The organism is bacterium, from assembly GCA_022616075.1.
Classification (GTDB): domain Bacteria; phylum Acidobacteriota; class HRBIN11; order JAKEFK01; family JAKEFK01; genus JAKEFK01.
In genome coordinates, this window is sequence record JAKEFK010000293.1 from 1 (window position 1) to 17,988 (window position 17,988).

The window sequence follows — 17,988 nt, forward strand, 5'->3', positions numbered from 1 at the left end:
CTCCTGTGCTATTCTGTGACGCATGAAAGTCGCAATCATTGGAGGGGGGGCTGCGGGGTTATCCGCCGGTTTCGAACTTTCCAAAGCGGGAATTCAGGTCGAAGTGATCGAACGCGATTCAACGCTCGGAGGTCTTGCCGGCTCCTTCATGCTGGAAGGCGGCTACGTGGAGAAGTTTTACCATTTCATCTGCCTCAACGACCATACCTATTTAGATACGCTGCGTGAGCTGGGTCTGAGTCACCGTTTGCGCTGGGGTTTGACTGAGATGGGACAGTTCTACAAGGGACGACTCTACTCTTTTGGACGTCCGCTGGATCTTCTGCGATTTCCAGCCTTCACATGGAAGGACCGCATTCGATTTGCGCGAAACATCATGAAAATCAAATCCGCGCCTTGGGAGGATTGGAAGAAGATTGAGCAGATTCCTGTGGACGATTGGCTGGAAAACACGTTTGGTAAGAACGTCTATCGTTCGCTTCATGAACCGATGGTGCGCTTGAAATTCGGGAAATACAAGGAAAAACTGTCGGCTTCCTGGATGTGGGCGCGGATTCACCGGCTTGGCCGGTCCCGCACAAAAATTCGCCAGCGCGAAAAAGTTGGTTACGTTGAAGGAGGAAGCCAGACGATCATGGACGCGCTGGGAGAAAAAATTAAAAGTCTCGGCGGCACGATCACGCTCAAAGCGTCCGTAGACCGTTTAATCCTGAATGAGAAAAGCGCGAGCGGGATCGTTGTCAATGGCAAAGAACAATTTTATGATGCAGTTGTTTCTACAGTTCCGCTTCCCGCTTTCCTGAGACTCATTCCCGAAACGCTGCAAGGGGAGTATTGGAGCAAGCTCAGAAACATTGAATCGATTGGCGTTATGTGCGTGTTTTTGCGCACAACACGAAGTTTCTCGAAATTCTTCTGGACCAACATAAGCGATCCGCGAATTGAGCTTGCCGGCGTAATCGAATATACGAATTTGAATCCACTATCTCATCTTGGTGGGGACAGCATCATGTATCTTCCCCAATATCTTCCTTCCACTGTGGAGAAATTTTCCACACCAAACGATCAAATCATCAGCGAGTATGTGGGATATTTAAAGATCATTAATCCGGAATTTACGGAAAACTTTGTAAAGGAGGCTTTCGTGTTTCGGGAAAAGTATGCACAGCCGATCTGCGAGGTCGGTTTCACAAAAGATATACCGGACATGCAAACACCACTGCATGGTTTGTACTTAACCGATTCTTCTCAGCTTCATCCAGACGACCGCACCATCAGCAACAGTCTCGGATTGGGAAAAAACGTTGCCGGGCTTATCTTAAAATCGAATCCAAAATGACCAAAAGAATTTATCTGTTCGTTTTTCTCTTATTCGCATCCGTGCTTTCTGCCGAGAATTGGCCGCACTGGCGGGGCCCGCGGAGAGATGGAACGAGCGGTGAAACGAAGCTTCCTGTGAAGTGGAGTCAAACCGAGAATGTTGTATGGCGCCTACCGCTTCCCGGAGAGGCGGCTGCGACACCAGTTATCTGGGGAGACCGGATATTTGTTACCTCAGCATCGGGCAACGAACTCGTTTTACTTTGCATCAGCAAAGCGGGAAAAATTTTATGGCAACGTACCGCCGGGACCGGCTCAAACACCGCAAGAGGAGACGAAGCCAACCTGGCCGCCCCCTCTCCGACTACAGATGGACAACATGTATGGGCCTTTTTTGGATCAGGAGATCTTGTCTGCTTCGACTTTGATGGCAAACAAATCTGGAAAACCAATCTCCAGCAAAGATACGGAAAATTCAATTTGTATTTCGTGATGTCTTCTTCCCCGCTTTTGGATGGCAACCGGCTCTACCTTCAATTGATCCATACAGACGCATCGCTCGTGCTTGCGCTGGATAAAGCGACAGGAAAAGAGATTTGGAAACAACAACGATCCAGCGATGCTCGCGACGAATGCAAACATTCTTACGCATCCCCTTTTCTGTATCGCGATGGTAAAGACGAATTCTTGCTCATCCATGGGGCAGACTACATCACAGCGCATCGTTTGAACGATGGGGGTGAGATCTGGCGATGCGGGGGATTGAATCCGGGTGATCGTTACAATCCTTCCTTGCGTCTTGTAGCGTCACCTGTAGCTATCCCCGGCCTGATCGTTGTTCCCAGCGCTAAGAATGGTCCAGTTTTAGGTTTAAAGCCGGATGGAAAAGGAAACATAACTGAAAGCAGACAAAACTATCACTGGAAAATGTTGGCAGGCACACCGGACGTTCCTTCACCTTTGATTCATGGCGGCCTGGTCTATCTTTGCCGCGAGAATGGCGATTTGTCGGTATTGGACGCACAGACCGGCCGAAAACTTTATCTTGAGCATACGCACCAGAGCCGTCACCGCGCATCGCCTGTTTATGGCGATGGAAAAATTTACGTCACTTCGCGTGAAGGCACGGTTAGCGTTGTAAAAGCGGGGCCGGCAGTTTGAGCTTCTGGCACAAAACAATTTGGCCGAACCGATTGCAGCGTCACCCGTTATTTCGAACGGAATACTCTATCTTCGAACCTACAAAGCGCTGTACGCAATCGCCGCAAAATAGAAAGTGGTAGCGACGGAGGCTCGCCGCTACCGGATCGTGAACAGGTCAATTGCAAGTGAATGTTACACATGCCACTCCAGCCTGCGAAGTGGACAGCCTAATATCGGCGATACTCAGAACTGAAATTTTGAGAGCCGGTAACACTGATATTCTTCACGCACCCCGAACTCTTAAGTTTCTGAGCGTTGATTGTGATCTTCCCCCCGATGATCGAGATTTCCTGATTCGGTTCACCTGTGATATTGACCGGCTTGCCGTTGATGGTTAGGTTCTGTATAAAGGAGCTGGCCGTAGCATTCCCATTACAGGAAGCCTGAGCGTTTGAAGCAATCTGTGTGACTTTGATGATATTAGCACCGGCAATCACAGTCAGGTTATCTACCCTCGAATTAGAGCTCGTTTGCGTTGTAGTACCGGTTGCCGAGGTCTGTACAGCAATGGCTTGCAATATCCCAGGAATGTCGACCGTGGCAAAGGTATTGGTCTTGTTGCCCCCTTTACATCCGATCGACGAACTTCCGATAGACTCGCTCAGTACTGGAGTTTTTGCCTTTATTCCCGACGCTGACGCTGAAGCCAGACAACAACCCGCATCCGCGTAAACAAGATCTGCCATACGGAAGCCCAAAATAGCGATCAGAAAGAGGATCAGCCCTAATCTGTCGCCGAATCCCATCGAACTGTGTTTTGTTTTCATTTTTAACCTCCCAACACTAACAATGATTCCAGGCCGCGTGACCCGACAATCGGGCAAAAGCCTGAGATTTCGAGGAAAAAGACAGTAAATCCACAAAAACTATTGCGTCCCAGGAATTTGCGTTCTATTCTTGTCATGAGGCGAGAAGGGGGAGGAACACATTTACGCCGAGTTTGGGGGTTCAACGAAAGCCGCAGGCTCGTATTCTCTAGGTACAATCATTATTTCCGATCCACTGAATAGGATTAGGCAGTAGGTTTAAAAGGGTATGCGCGTTCTGCTGGCTGAAGACCACAATATTGTTCGCTCCGGCATCCGGCTCTTACTGGAAACTCTGCAAGGAGTTGAAGTGATCCAGGAAAGCTGCAGATGGCAGGGAAGCATTGCGACTCGCACAGGAACTTCATCCGGACATAGTCCTGATGGATATTACAATGCCGGAGCTAAACGGTCTGGAAGCTACAGAACAAATCAAAAAAGATTTTCCACGGATCCATGTGATCATCCTCTCTGTTCATGCCGGCGAAGAATATGTGGTGCATGCTTTGAAAGCCGGCGCTTCCGGTTACATTGTGAAAGATGCGGACACGAAGGAATTGGATCTGGCGCTTCACTCAGTAGCGAAAGGGGATACGTATCTGAGTCCCAGAATTTCCAAAAACGTAGTCCATGATTATCTTCGCAGGTTAACCATGGAGCCTGAATCTGCGGAGCATTTAACCAGAAGACAGCGTGAGGTTCTTCAACTCATTGCGGAAGGACACACAACAAAAGAGATTGCCACAAAACTACGGCTGAGCGAAAAGACAGTTCAATCTCACCGAATGCAAATTATGCGAAGGTTGGGGGTTCACGATATCGCAGCTTTGGTTCGGTATGCCGTGCGCACAGGACTGATTCAGGCTGAATAAGGTTGAACCGCCAGACGCCAAGTTCGAATTCATAGATCCTGAGATTTTGGTGGTGTCCTATAGTTGTGCTGCTTGGTTTCTCCCCCTTATAAAGGGGGAGACGAAAGAGGGGGTTGTCCTCATGAAATGTTCCCAACCTCCCCCTTACCCTCTCCTTCATAAGGAGGGGCTGGAGTTTCTGCATTTGCTTCTATATCTACGAGGAGAATGATTTTCTAAACGAACTACGCCGGCAGAATGCCGGCGGTCATTTATGCCAGCCTGGAGGCTGGCGCTCATCTACCTGCTGCAAAGATGAGCGCCGCCATTCTGGCGGCATTGATGACCGCCGGCTTTCAGCCGGCGCCCCCTCCTTCATAAGGAGGGGGTATCAGCAACTCACAATTAGGACACTACTGAAATTTTGCGTCTTGGCGGTGTGTGCCATATATGATTTCATAATCCTATGATCGGGACCAAACTGGGGGGACGCTACGAACTTCTTCGCGAAATAGGCCGTGGCGGTATGGGAGTTGTGTACCTCGCCGAGGATCCGATGCTGGATCGACAGGTTGCGATCAAAGTTCTTGCTCCCAATCTTCTAAATTCCGAAATGGAAAAGCGCTTCAAGCGTGAGGCGCAGACGGTCGCACGACTGGACCACAACGCAATCGTCGGAGTTCATGATATTGGCGAGCATGAAAACTCGCTTTTCTTCGTGATGCCTTTTGTGGAAGGAATCAATCTTCGTGATTTCCTGAAAAATCGCACGTTGAGCCTCGCGGAATATCTGGAGATCGGAATCCAAATTGCGGACGCGCTTGATTACAGCCATTCGCAAGGAGTGATCCACCGTGACATTAAGCCTGAAAACATCATGATCACCCGGGATGAGGAATTCCTCAGAGTTCGAATCACGGATTTTGGTCTCGCCATACGTTCGACTGAACGCCGCATCACCGATGCTGGACTGATCGCAGGGACCGTTTCCTATTTGAGTCCGGAGCAAGTGGAAGGCCAGGACGCTGATTCCCGTTCGGATATCTACTCGCTGGGAACCATTTTGTACGAGTGTGTGGCAGGCGAAACACCATTTAGTGGTGGTGAAATCCAGAGCATGTTGTACCGCATCGTTCATGAATATCCCTTATCGCCATCCGAAAAAGGGATTCCTGTATCCATGGAGCTCGAAAGTCTGATCATGAGTTGTCTCCAGAAATCCCGCGACCTGAGGCCATCGAGAGCAAGGGAAGTCAGTGAAAAACTCACACGGATCCGGTCCCAAATGTTGAACGTTCAGGAAACCACGGATCGCCTGGTTACGATCCAGTATCATTACCCGGTCGTTTCAGCTTTCGTTGGCCGTGACAAGGAAATGTCGGAGATTCAACGGCGATTAAACTCTGCGATTTCCGGAGAATGCCAGTTTGTACTGATCGGCGGAGAAAACGGCATAGGAAAAAGCCGGCTTGTTCTGGAGCTTGAAAATCTTGCGCGGGTACGAAAAATTCGAACGTTTCACGGACGTTTCTTCGAAGAAGACCGGAGCATTCCCTATCAGGGTTTCAGGGAGATTTTTCAGGAGTATTTTCGATCGATCGTAAAACAGGAAGATCAAATTCGTTTGCTGGATTTTTCCGATCTGGCGCCGGACCTGGTCTCGTTGTTTCCTGAGCTCTCGGAAATTGAATTCCTGAACAGTGCCGCCGTAGAGCCCAAAAGAATCACGGACCGGACTTATGTTTTCGACCTGCTGGCTGTTGCATTGTTGCGCATCAGTGAACAAAAACCAATTTTGCTTGTTCTGGAAGATCTGCACAACACGGATCTTTCGAATGAAGCGCTTGAATACGTCGTTCGCAGGCTTGCGTCACATCCCGTTCTGGTTCTGGGAACTTACCGCACCGGTGAAGTAAACAGGAATCATCCGGTGTCCCGCCTGAACGAAAAGTTCGCGGGAGACCGTCGCTTTTCAAGCCTGGTTTTGCCTCCTTTCACTCTCCTGGAGCACAAAAAATTCGTAGAGGCGATGGCAGGCAGTTCTTTTGAGGAAGAAATTCTGAAAAGACTTTACGAAGCAACGGAAGGCAATCCTTTTTTTATCCAGGAAATCGTCCGTTCGCTGATCGATTCACATGCAATTGCAAAAGATGATCAGGGGCGCTACCAGATCACGAGTCCGATGGATCTATCCGCCGGATTCCTTCCCGAAACCGTTCAGCAAACTGTGGAACGGAGAATTCGCAGATTATCCGATGAACTTCGAGGAGTCCTTTCTGCCGCATCCATTCTGGGGAAATCTTTTGAAATTCGCGATCTCAGCTATCTGCTCGATTTCGAAATCGATCTGGAAGAATCCATTGACCATTTGATTGCAGATTCTTTTTTGGAGGAAGACCGCGAATCAGGGCGCTCCGGACGGATCCGGTTTGCCAGTGGAGTAGTATGTGACGTCTTATACTCCGCATTGCCACGTAGAAAACGCAAAAACTTACATTTTCTGTACGCCGAAGAACTGGAACGGCGCAACGCCACAGTAATCGAGCGGTTCTTTCCTCAATTACTTCATCATTATTCGCGCGCCGATGAGCCGGAAAAAGTGATCCACTACGGTCTGAAGCTCGCCCAAAAATCATTGCAAACTTTTGCCGCCGAAGATGCTGTTCGTGCATTAAAAGTTGTTTTGGATTTCGGGGAAGGTCCTCAGGCCGGAAAGGCTCATGAAATGCTGGGGCAGGCGTACCGGATGTCAGGAAAAATGGAAGAAGCAATTCACGAATATGAGGAAGCGATCAAAATTTACCAGCGCGCGGAACAGCCGGATCAGGCAGTCCGCGCCATGCTCGGCGCAGCACAAACATCCTGGGAATTCCGGAAGATAGAGGAAGCTGTCGACTGGATTGAGAAAGGTCTGGAAGCCGCGAGAAATGTGGATGACCGGGTTTCCCTGATTGAGTTTTTGATGCTTGCAACCACTCTTTACAACATGCGCGGCCAATCCGAAAAAGCGAGCCAATACTGGGAAATTCACGAAAGCCTCAAACCGCCGCCGGGTCCCACAGATTCCACAGCGATTGAGGGAGGCGACCTCGTAGTGGCCGTTCCACACGCCGTAAAGGCGGTCGATCCTGTGGAAATCACGATGGATGAAGAAGGAGAAATCGCTGCTAATGTATTCGAAACTTTATTGACTACGGACGCTCAGGGCAATGTGATTCCCGGTCTCTGCGAACGCTGGGAAGTGCAAAACGGCGGCAAGAATTTTCTTTTCGAGCTAAGCAAAGGAATTTGTTTTTCAAACGGCGAAAACTTAACAGCCGTTCACGTACGGGACTCGCTGCAGCACGGAATGGAAAAAAGTTCGAATATTCCCGCTTTTGCGGCCATCCGTGAAGTCGAAGTTCTTTCAGATCATTCGTTCCGGATTCATTTAAAAGAGGCTTTGCCTATTTACCCGACACTGCTAACGGACGTCATCACGGCAATTGTTTTAAAAGAGGGAAACAAATGGATCGGCACAGGGCCTTTCATTCTACTGGATTTTTCAGGCACATCGGCAACTTTGCGAAAAAATCCTGTCTACTGGCGATCCTCTTCCGCCCACATCGACTCCATTGAATTCCACATGGGAATCCGGTCTGCGGATGTCCTTTCCGGTTTACGCTCCGGAAAATATGATCTCGCGCAGGATCTGGCGCCACAGGATCTCGAAGAAATTCTTCGGGACAGACATCTTCAAACAAGTCTTGTGGAAGCCCCTAAAAAAAATACTTATTTCGTTCTTTTCAACCAGAATAGTTTCCTGTGTCAAATGGCGCCTCTTCGTGTTGCGATGTTTGGAACGGTGCGCACTCATGATCTAGTGAGACAGACGCTGGGACGTTTTGCGAGGCCGGCTGTGGGACTTCTGCCTCCCGGAATGCTCGGTTACGATCCTGCAAGAAGACGGCAGATGATCGATCAGGAACAGGCTGTGGATCTTCTGAAAATGTCTGACCTCAAGTCCCCCATCAGGCTTCACGCAGCCGTTCTTCCTGCAATTCAAGATCATTACACGACTGTGCTAACGGCCCTTTTGAAAATCTGGGCTGAGCTTGGAATACAGGTCTCTCTGGATACTACTACTCAGGATGTCTATCTTGAAAAACTTGTGGATAACAAAGGAATCGATCTGTTGTTCACCCGCTGGAATGCAGACTATAACGATCCGGATGATTTTTCGTACAACCTTTTTCACTCGCGCTCCGGAACATATCGCAAGTTTTATGGTTCCGGCGAAACTGATGGCTGGCTGGAAGAGGCTCGCAAAGAAAGCTCCGTCACATCACGCGAAAAGCTTTATAGAAAATTCGAAAACCATATCATTTCCAGTGGATATCTCCTCCCCCTGTTTCACGATATTGATTATCGCGTCGCAAGTCCAAAGGTTCGGGGAATCGCATTACGCGGAAAAAGGCCCTACGTGAATTATGAATCGTTGATGAAAAGGGAATATTCCTCTGCGCCGACGCTTAAAGTGGAAGGGGGCGGAACGATTCATGTGCCACTCGCAGGTGAGATCTGGGATCTCGATCCATCTTCAAGCAATTTCGAACAGGGTTGGGAAGTGATTCCACCGATCTATGAAACACTCACCAGGTATACGGAAGGCGCAGGCATCACGCCGTGGCTCGCTTCGGAGTTTCAAATAAAAGAAGAATCCAAAAGTTTTTATTTTCGATTGCGTGAGCATGTGCGGTTCCATGATGGGAAGCGGCTCAATGCGAGAGATGTGCGCTATTCCTTTGAGAGATTGTTGCTGAATACGAGAAGTGAAAAACAGTCGCTTCTATTGCCGGTTCAAGGCGCCCAAGAGTTAATCAGCGGTCAATCAAAAGCACTCAAAGGATTCCGGATTCTAAATGATCTGGAGTTCATCATCGATCTGAACCAACCACTTTCCCTTTTCCCTGCATTGCTTACCGATGTTCCCGCGGCAATTGTGCCTGAGGGACAGAGCCGCTTTAAGGGAACCTGGACAGAAGGCTGCGTTGGCACCGGACCCTATCGAATCATCCGTTTCGATCCCGGACATAGACTCGAACTGGAAGCGAATCCTCATTACTGGAGAGAAGGATTTCCAAAATCAAATGGACTGACTTTTACATTCGGCTTGCCTCCTGCGGAAATCCTGGAAGGCTTCGAGTCCGGCCGCTTTTCACTTGCCAGTGATTTGTTTCCTCAGGATGTCGAGAGATTGCGGCGAGATTCTGAGAAAAACTTTTCTTATAAAGAATGGCCTCGTCTTTCCACCTACTTCATGATTCTGAATATTCATCATGAAGACCTTCAGGATAAAAGCATAAGGCAACGGATACTGGGCGCAGTAAACGTTGCAGAAATTGTGCGACGTTTACTGGGGCGGTTGGCGTTGCCTGCGCACGGATTATTTCCACCCGGATTGCTGGGTTATGAACCGGCCAAGCCAAAATACAAGAAACCAAAGGGAACCGGTAGTGAAATTGAATTGACCGGTATGATTCATTCCATTTATACGGGACGTTACGCTGATTTTGCCATGGAGCTGTTTAAGGCGTTCCACAATCAAGGAATCCACCTGCGGGTTGCGGATACGAAATCAGAATCGCTGCATCCCCGTCCCGCGTGGAGGGCTTTTGATTTGACCCGCTGGATTCCCGACTATCCGGATTCCGACAATTTCATTCATGCTTTTCATTCACAGAAAGGACCTTACAATGCTTTTTGTAAAATTTCCGAAATGGATGTGCTTTTTGAACAAGGGCGAATGGTCACGGACCACGCTGAACGAAACAGAATCTACCGGAATATTGAAAGGATCGTAGCAGATAACGCTGTCCTGCTTCCTTTATTTCACGAACAGGGTTATCGTTTCGCGCGAAAGGAAGTCGAGGGCTTCGCCATTACATTTTCTCCGCCTTTTGTCCCCTACGAAAAAATGTGGATAAAGATTTAAACCGCCAAGGCGCCAAGGGCGCCAAGCAGGAAAAAACTAACTTATCTTGGCGTCTTGGCGGTTTCAGTTAGCTGATTTCTTGCAGGCGGACTTTTACGGTTTTTTCTTTGCCATCGCGCAGAAATTTCACAGTAACAGTCTCCCCCACTTTGTGTTTTTCCAGCGCGTTTCCCAGATCATCGATGTTTTCCACTTCTTTATCGTCGATTCCAATGATCACATCACCAAGCTCAACCTCGCCTCTCAAATTCCGTTTGATGCCCTGAAGTCCGGCGCGTTCCGCTTCGCTCCCATCCGGCACTTCTCCGATGATGACGCCTTCAATATTCAGACGCTGAGCAACGCTATCTGAAATAATCGAGACGCCCAAACCTGGCCGAACCACTTTTCCATGTTCAATCAGCTGCGGAACGATGCTCTTGACAGTGTTTACCGGCACTGCAAATCCAATTCCGGCATAAGCTCCACTGGGGCTGACAATGGCGGTGTTTACGCCGATCAGACGGCCTTGTGAATCAAGCAGTGGGCCACCCGAGTTACCGGGATTAATCGCCGCATCCGTTTGAATTACATCGCTGATGGTGCGTTGTGTAGTTGACCTTATCTGACGGCCCAGCGCGCTTACGATACCAACCGTCAACGTTTGATCCAGGCCGAACGGATTTCCGATCGCCAGAACCTTTTGACCGACGATTAACTTGTCAGAAGATCCGACCGGCACCGCTTTGAGCTTTGATTCCGGCGCCTCGATACGCAAAACAGCTATATCCTTGTTTGGCTCCGAACCGACCACTTTAGCGGGAAAAGAGGAACCATCACTGAGAGTCACGGACAATGAATCAGCGTTGGCGATCACGTGATAATTTGTTACCACGTTACCTTTTGAATCCCAGACGAAACCACTTCCTGAACCCTGCGGGATTTCCATTACGTCCAGGGAAAAGAAATCCCGTTGCCTTGCCAGGCTCGTGATAAATACAACCGAAGGAGCAACTTTTTCGAAAACCTGAACAGTATTCTTTTCATCAGGCAGCAGATTTGTTTCATCGGCAAGAGCTGAAGAACGTGATTTGAAATCTGACAAGCCTCCCTTATCTGTTATCTTCCATTGGCGTAAAACTACGCCACCAAACACCAGACCAAGAATCACACCTATTGCAACACCAAAAATCAACAGAGTTCTTTCTTTTTGCATATTGTTCCACCACTTAGATTCTACGAGTCTAACGATTCGATTTCCACAGATTTACGGTCGCATAAAAGCCGACAACAGCATTGCGATTCACGTTTTTGTACCTGGGCGCAGGAACGACGTGAAACAGCGTTCTTTTGTAGCGGAAAGAGAAAACCAGCAACGGCGCGAGGAAGGTCTTGCCCGAATTTTGATCCGGGCTTTGATAGAGAACGAGAGTAGGACCTGCTTCGAACCCTGCAGGCAATCTGAATCTATAGCCACCACCCGCATACTTGGATGCATGTCCGGTCGAATTGCTATAAATCCCTCCTTCGGCAAGCCAGACGTGCCTCCTCGATTCTGAAAGGATCAAACGCGCACCAATCCCGGGATTCCATTCATGGAAGCGTTCGCCTTCAGAATTCGTGCGGTCCGGATGATAGGAAAAGCCATGAAAGTTTAATCCGAACTCATAAGCGTGCGCAGGAACTTTCAGAAGGAACAAAATAAGAAGAAGAAATCCAATTTTTTTCATCCGAAGCGGTACAATGAATACTAATAACATGAAAATCATTCCGCTTTTCATCGGGTTGTTCTGTTTGCTTGGGTTCGCCGGTGCTCAAGAAGTCCGGCAGGAATTCATGAGTCTTTACTACAAAGGTGAATACGAAAAAGCTCACGCTCTTTTAGACAGCGCGATTTCAGATGAGGTCGCACGCCAGATCTGGGACAGCAGAATTCATCTACAGGCAGAAATTCCCGGCTGCCTTCGTCCTTCCAATGCATCGATTCAAGCGTTTGCACATTTGTGCATCGGTGAATTCGAGAATGCGCAGAAACAATTCGCCGATGATTGGATCTCGCTCTGGGCGAAAGCCACTTATTCCTACTGGAATGCGGACATTGCTTCAGCGCGAAAACAGATTGAACAGGCGTTAACCCTGCAACCTCAGAATCCTGATCTGTTGTTTTTTGCCGGTGATCTGGCCGATAGCTCCGAGAAAACGATTGAATATTTCGAGCGTTTCCTGAAACTGCAATCGGAAGACCAGGTAAAACGAAACATTGCAGAATTTTCCATTGGGTTCCTGAAAAAAACTGCAGGCATGCAGTTGAACATCATCAAGGTCGATCAAGGTGTGCAAGAGATAGAAACAGACTACGAGCCAAGCGGTGTGAACATCAGCGCTGTTGTGAACTCAGAAGAAAAAATGAAACTTGTTGTGGATACGGGAGCCGGTTCCGGCCTCGTTCTGGAAAAAAGGAAATGGACGCCGCAGGTGGTAAATGAAGTGGTTATGCTGGGACTTGGCAAAAAACAAATCAGCACGAGCAAGCGCGTGGTGCTTGATTTGTTTCATGCCGGCAAATTCACCATTCAAAATCCGCTGGCAACCGAGAATGAAACAATGCCTTTCCCTGACATCGACGGCTTGATCGGTAGCGCAGCATTTTCGTCGCATCGCTTACTGCTGCCGCTAAAGTCCGGCAAGAACCTTGTTTTGCTGCCCTATGAAATGGACCCATTGGAATACTTTGAGGACAAGAAACTGAAGTTCAAGAAACAGCTGACCTTCCCTTTCTTTGTTGTAAACAAACTCATTATCCTCAAAGGCCGGATCAAAAAATCTTCCGGCGATCTGGACATCCTTGTCGATACCGGGGCAGATTCAAGTTTCATTTCTGCAGCCGCAGCAAAACGTTTTGTAACGATTAATTACCCTTTGAGCATGCAGTTACGAAACCAGGCAAAAATCACCGGCGTGGGCGGCAAAGCAAATAACCTGTTGATCGCGGAAAATGTCGAGGTTGGAATCGGCGAACTCTCCAAAAACTTCAACAATATGTTCGCCGTGAACTTCGCGGAAACCAGCGAGGCGCTCGGTTTGGAGATCGATCTTCTGTTGGGCCGCGACTTCCTCGAAGGATATACGCTTTTGATCGATTACCGCAATCGACAAATCACCTTCCTTAAGTAATGAGTCATGAGCAATGAGGACACCTCGGGCGGTCTCATCACTCATTACTCATTGCTTTGGCACTTCTTTCGTGGGTCTTGCATTTATTTCAAAGTGGAATATGATTACAGATGTCTATGGAGATCTGTAGATAAAAATTGCTGAAAGCCTTCCGCATATCGGCTCCGCTTTTCGGATTCTAACCTGTTGTCCTTACTGAAATGGGCGAATCGAGAGTGTGGTGAGAGTTGGGATGTCCCTTTCAGTTTTCAAGGAGAATTTGAATGCAAAAGAAGCTATTCGTAGGCGGTTTGTCCTACAACACAGATGTTGAAGAAGTGAGACAACTTTTCATGCAAGCAGGAGAAGTGGTTTCCGCCAACATTATCCGCGATAAGTTCACAAACCAGTCCCGTGGATTTGGTTTCGTAGAAATGGCAACCGAAGAACAGGCAGCAGAAGCAATTAAGATGTTTAATGGCAAAGAGCTTGGCGGCCGGAATCTGGTTGTTAACGAATCCAGACCGCAGGAAAAAAGAAGTTTCAGCGGACCGCGTAGTGGCGGCGGCGGTGGTGGCTTTCAGAAGCGCAGAGAACCGCGCTGGTAAGGCTATAATTCCGCAAAAACCCTCCGGAGACCTCCGGAGGGTTTTTCTTTAAATGAACGGCGCCCATCAGGAATACTCATCCAGACTCCAACAACAGCAAGAGAGAATCCGCGGGTTATCGCGAATCGATTCCTTACTTTCGACCGCGCGCGGAATACTGTTCGTAATCTTTGTGCTGTTGTTTTTCTACATTTTTAACAGCAGGGGAGCCTATCTTTGGATCACACTGCCTGCCATCCTGTTTGCGATTGCCGTTGTGATGCATGAACGGATCATTGATCGCAAGAACCTGGCATTGCGAATCGCATCTTTTTATGAGCGTGGTCTTGCGCGGATCGAACATCGCTGGATGGGACAGGGAATCCAGGGAAATCAATTTCAAGACGCCACGCATCCTTACAGCGAGGACCTCGATCTGTTTGGGTCCGGATCGCTTTTTGAGCTGCTCTGCACCGCGCGGACGCAAAGCGGCGAGCAAATTCTGGCTGATTGGCTCAAGAAGAAGGCCGAACAAAACGAGATACCCGAACGGCAGTCCGCCGTTCAGGATTTGCGAACCCGTCTCCATTTTCGGGAAGATCTCGCGTCTCAAGGGACCGATGTTCGCAACCGCATGCGCCCGGAAACCCTGATCCATTGGGCTGAAAAGAGTCCGGTTCCCTTTGCAAAAGGCCTCCGCGCCGCAACTTCTTTTTCCGTTTTGTTTACATTTTTAACGCTCTATGGATGGTCTCAATTAGGTTGGGGCTGGAATCCATTCGTGATTGTAACCATTTTGCAAATCATGTTCTTGAGACATCTGGGCAATCGTGTCATTGAAATCACACAGGGCGCAGAAGGAGCTCATCAGGAACTCAAACTGCTTTCGTCGCTTCTGGAGCGGATTGAAACAGAAAACTTCCAATCTCGCTACTTGCAGCACGTTCAACAGGAAATGAGAAGCGAAGGGATTGTGCCTTCCCGGCAGATCCGCAAAATGGGAACTCTGCTGGAGTTGCTGGACTGGCAACGGAATCAGCTTTTCGCGCCTATTGCGATTTTGCTGTTGTGGCAGCCGCATCTGGCCTTTGCTCTGGAAGATTGGCGCAAGAAGTACGGCAAAAAAATTCGTTTCTGGATCCGGTCAGTCGGTGAAATCGAAGCTATTAGCTCTCTCGCCTGTTACTCTTATGAACATCCGGAAGATCCATTCCCTGATGTTGTGGAAGATGCCTGCTTTGAAGGAACCGACCTTGGCCATCCTTTAATACCGGAGAATCAATGCGTCAGAAACAGCATTGAACTCAATCCCGGAAGACGCTTAAAAATAGTAAGTGGCTCCAACATGTCAGGAAAGAGCACATTTCTGCGTACGATTGGAGTGAATGCAATACTCGCTTTAGCGGGCGCGCCGGTCCGCGCAAAACAATTGCGCCTTTCGCGGCTTTCGATTGGAGCTTCCATTCACATTCTGGATTCCTTGCAAACCGGCAGCTCGCGCTTCTATGCGGAAATTACCAGGTTGAGACAAATTATGGATCTCGCTCAGAAAGAGCCTCCACTACTTTTTTTGCTGGACGAAATCTTACATGGAACAAATTCCGCGGATCGTCTGGTAGGCGCCGACGCGATTGTTCGCGGCCTACAGCGTCGAAATGCAATGGGCTTGCTTACGACTCACGATCTTGCGTTAACAAATATCGCAGAGAAGCTCGGTCCTATTGCCGAGAATATTCACTTTCAAGACCATATTGAAGATGGCCGAATCGCATTTGATTACCGCGTGCATCCCGGAGTCGTACAAAAAAGTAATGCAATCGCTTTGATGCGCGCAGTTGGATTGGAAGTGTGAATGCGGCGCGGGACGCCTGTCCTCCATACCATTATTTTTTCTTTGCAGTCAGCACTGCGCCGGGCTGAATGAATATAACTTCTTTCGCTGTGAAACGAACACTATAGCCAGGATGGCCCCTCAAATTAAACTCCGTACCACGGTAGGGTTCTAAGTGATACGTTGGCTGACCGGGGAACGGTAAGGTTGAGTTGATTGTTCACCAAAGCAACATTTACGGTTAACCCTAACAAGTCGTAATCCCCAACAAATTGTTGGAGGAAAGCCTGCTGGTACATCGATTCAGGCGCTTTCATTGTGAAAATGATTTCCGGCACGCTCGGTTCCATCGGCATCGAAAGCCGATCGATGTCTCCACGCACGTTACTGAGGAAACTTACTTTTGTTCCTTTTACTGGATCTTCGGTAGCGTTGAAAATATCAAAATGCCAGTGCTCCAGCGGGCTCGACAGCTCACCATAACTTATTTTTAGTTTCTGACCTTCTTGCGTCACTTGAACTTTGCCGTAACCCTCGCTTTCAAAGGTGCCCACGTAATCGGAAAGGACGTGTGTTGGTTTCGTTCCGGCCTTCTTCAAAATATCGGCTTCTTTGTTTTCCGATTCTTCGTACGCGCTTTTGAACTGTTCATAACGAAGCTTGAAGCGGCTATTCCAATCCACCGGCTCCAACCCGAGCAGCCGGTCGTAAACTTCAAACATCAAAGAATCCACCATCAAGTTCCCATCCAGATTCGTAAGGATGACTACACCGTATTTCTCATCCGGCATGAAACTGACCATGGCCGAAAACCCATCGATGTTTCCGCCATGATGAAGCAAACGGTAACCGCGATAGGGCTGAATCATCCAGCCCATCCCGTACATCGTGTAAGGTGTTTCCGCAAAAGTCAGCAGTTGCGACAGGATTCCGCCACGAATCACGATGTGAGGTGAATGAATTTCTCCCAACTGGTTCTTTGAGATGATTGTTTTTCCTTCAAGCGTTCCACCACCGAGATTCATCAAAGCCCAGCGAGCCATATCGCGAACGTTCGAGTTGATGGAACCTGCAGGTCCGATCGCATCAATGTTTCGAAAGGGTATTTCCTTTAATTCTCCCTTCTTCTTTTTCTTGAGCTGTTCGTCTTCATACTTGTAAGGCAAAGCGTAGTCTGATGTCTTTTTAGAATCTTCAACAGACAGGTTGGAGGAGCTCATCCCCAGCGGTTGAAAAATTTTCTCACGAACCAGATCTTCCCAGGACTTTCCGGCGATTTGGCCCGCAAGGTAACCTGCCGTCATGAACATCAAATTCTGATACTGAAACACCTCGCGAAAATCTTCGTTCGGCTGGAGATATTTCAATCTGTCAAAGAGTTGTTTACGATCAAATTGATTGTTGTACCAGAGCACGTCGTGGCGCGGAAGCCCGGATTGGTGCGTGACTAAATCTGCGGGACTCATCCGTTCAGAAGCAAACTCATCCTTCATTGTGAATTCGGGCAAATACGTCTTTACCGGTTCGTCCCATTTCAACTTATCTTCATCCACTGCAATGCCCAATAAAGTTGCCGTAAAGGCTTTTGTGGAGGAACCGATTGCAAACAGAGTATCGGGAGTAGCAGGTTGTTGTTTCTCTACATCGCGATAGCCGAAGCCTTCTGCCAACATAACTTTGCCATCTTTCACAATGGCGAGCCCCAATCCCGGTACATGCCATTGTTCCATTTCTTTTTTGACGAGTTCCCGAATTTCCTGAAGAGTTTCTTGTTCCGGCTTTTTCGGCTGGGTAGCAGTAGCAAGTTTCCGTTGCAACTCAAAGGTAAACTTCTGGCCACTCTGTGTAAAATCACCTGCAATTTTGTCTTGTGAAATTTCGCCGGTGAAGGTAGGTTTACCCGGAATGTTTTCTATTTCAAAACTTACTTTGGATTCTTGCACACTGATATTTGCAAGCGGTAAACCCTTTGCTGCCTGCGCAGGAATATCGATCGAGCCCCTCCATTTTCCGTCCGGCTCTTTTGCGAAATCGATGAGCACTGCCAGCTCCAGTGACGGCTGCAGTTTGATGGTACCTTCCCAGTGTCCAGCCAGCGGATGGACTTCGTCTCCGCACAATGGAATCACTGAAATGCACACAAAAAGAAAAAACAGGACTCGATGAATTCTCATGATTGCCTCCGCTGCAGTGTTCTTTTTATCGCGAAGTTCCGGAAAATTCAATTGCGTTTGCGATGGAATACCTGGAAGGCATACGCTCAAACATCGTATCTCCCGAAGAG

11 protein-coding genes are annotated in these 17,988 nt (G+C 48.5%); 7 read left to right on the plus strand and 4 right to left on the minus strand.

Annotated features, from left to right (window positions below):
• The first annotated feature begins 22 nt into the window (after positions 1-22).
• Positions 23-1,339 (plus strand): NAD(P)/FAD-dependent oxidoreductase, encoded by a 1,317-nt coding sequence (locus L0156_23695; protein MCI0606002.1) that lies wholly within the window; start codon positions 23-25, stop codon positions 1,337-1,339.
• Complete coding sequence (locus L0156_23700) at positions 1,336-2,481, plus strand: PQQ-binding-like beta-propeller repeat protein (protein MCI0606003.1); 1,146 nt, start codon at positions 1,336-1,338, stop codon at positions 2,479-2,481. The genes L0156_23695 and L0156_23700 overlap by 4 nt, the downstream gene beginning before the upstream one ends.
• Before the next feature lie 209 nt (positions 2,482-2,690).
• On the opposite strand, the gene L0156_23705 is transcribed toward L0156_23700, so the two are convergent.
• A complete protein-coding gene (locus L0156_23705; protein MCI0606004.1) occupies positions 2,691-3,290 on the minus strand; it encodes a hypothetical protein in 600 nt (199 codons plus the stop codon).
• A 383-nt stretch (positions 3,291-3,673) separates the two neighbouring features.
• Between L0156_23705 and L0156_23710 the strand changes: the two genes are divergently transcribed.
• Together L0156_23710 and L0156_23715 are read left to right on the plus strand one after the other, a co-directional pair.
• Positions 3,674-4,201 (plus strand): response regulator transcription factor, encoded by a 528-nt coding sequence (locus L0156_23710; GenBank protein ID MCI0606005.1) that lies wholly within the window; start codon positions 3,674-3,676, stop codon positions 4,199-4,201.
• Positions 4,202-4,646: 445 nt separating this feature from the next.
• Positions 4,647-10,154 (plus strand): ABC transporter substrate-binding protein, encoded by a 5,508-nt coding sequence (locus L0156_23715; GenBank protein ID MCI0606006.1) that lies wholly within the window; start codon positions 4,647-4,649, stop codon positions 10,152-10,154.
• Between the two features lie 67 nt (positions 10,155-10,221).
• Here L0156_23715 and L0156_23720 read toward each other — a convergent pair whose 3' ends face one another.
• Positions 10,222-11,349 carry a trypsin-like peptidase domain-containing protein gene (locus L0156_23720; GenBank protein MCI0606007.1) on the minus strand — a complete coding sequence of 376 codons (1,128 nt, stop codon included), beginning with the start codon at positions 11,347-11,349 and terminating at the stop codon, positions 10,222-10,224.
• A gap of 28 nt (positions 11,350-11,377) precedes the next feature.
• Positions 11,378-11,893, minus strand: coding sequence for a hypothetical protein (locus L0156_23725; protein ID MCI0606008.1), 516 nt, complete (start codon positions 11,891-11,893; stop codon positions 11,378-11,380).
• Here L0156_23725 and L0156_23730 point away from each other — a divergent pair.
• From L0156_23730 to L0156_23740, 3 genes are all read left to right on the plus strand, one after another.
• Entirely contained in the window at positions 11,892-13,307 is a 1,416-nt protein-coding gene (locus L0156_23730; GenBank protein MCI0606009.1) for a hypothetical protein, read from the plus strand. The genes L0156_23725 and L0156_23730 overlap by 2 nt on opposite strands.
• A 263-nt stretch (positions 13,308-13,570) precedes the next feature.
• Positions 13,571-13,894 carry an RNA-binding protein gene (locus L0156_23735; GenBank protein MCI0606010.1) on the plus strand — a complete coding sequence of 108 codons (324 nt, stop codon included), beginning with the start codon at positions 13,571-13,573 and terminating at the stop codon, positions 13,892-13,894.
• A 52-nt stretch (positions 13,895-13,946) separates the two neighbouring features.
• Complete coding sequence (locus tag L0156_23740) at positions 13,947-15,725, plus strand: DNA mismatch repair protein MutS (protein ID MCI0606011.1); 1,779 nt, start codon at positions 13,947-13,949, stop codon at positions 15,723-15,725.
• A gap of 125 nt (positions 15,726-15,850) precedes the next feature.
• On the opposite strand, the gene L0156_23745 is transcribed toward L0156_23740, so the two are convergent.
• Positions 15,851-17,988: serine hydrolase (locus L0156_23745; protein MCI0606012.1), on the minus strand; the 2,138-nt coding region annotated here is incomplete at its 5' end.

Coding starts and splice junctions, on each gene's coding strand:
- L0156_23695 (MCI0606002.1), top strand. CDS start 23: ATGAAAGTCGCAATCATTGGAGGGGGGGCTGCGGGGTTATCCGCCGGT.
- L0156_23700 (MCI0606003.1), top strand. CDS start 1,336: ATGACCAAAAGAATTTATCTGTTCGTTTTTCTCTTATTCGCATCCGTG.
- L0156_23705 (MCI0606004.1), bottom strand. CDS start 3,290: ATGAAAACAAAACACAGTTCGATGGGATTCGGCGACAGATTAGGGCTG.
- L0156_23715 (MCI0606006.1), top strand. CDS start 4,647: ATGATCGGGACCAAACTGGGGGGACGCTACGAACTTCTTCGCGAAATA.
- L0156_23720 (MCI0606007.1), bottom strand. CDS start 11,349: ATGCAAAAAGAAAGAACTCTGTTGATTTTTGGTGTTGCAATAGGTGTG.
- L0156_23730 (MCI0606009.1), top strand. CDS start 11,892: ATGAAAATCATTCCGCTTTTCATCGGGTTGTTCTGTTTGCTTGGGTTC.
- L0156_23725 (MCI0606008.1), bottom strand. CDS start 11,893: ATGTTATTAGTATTCATTGTACCGCTTCGGATGAAAAAAATTGGATTT.
- L0156_23735 (MCI0606010.1), top strand. CDS start 13,571: ATGCAAAAGAAGCTATTCGTAGGCGGTTTGTCCTACAACACAGATGTT.
- L0156_23740 (MCI0606011.1), top strand. CDS start 13,947: ATGAACGGCGCCCATCAGGAATACTCATCCAGACTCCAACAACAGCAA.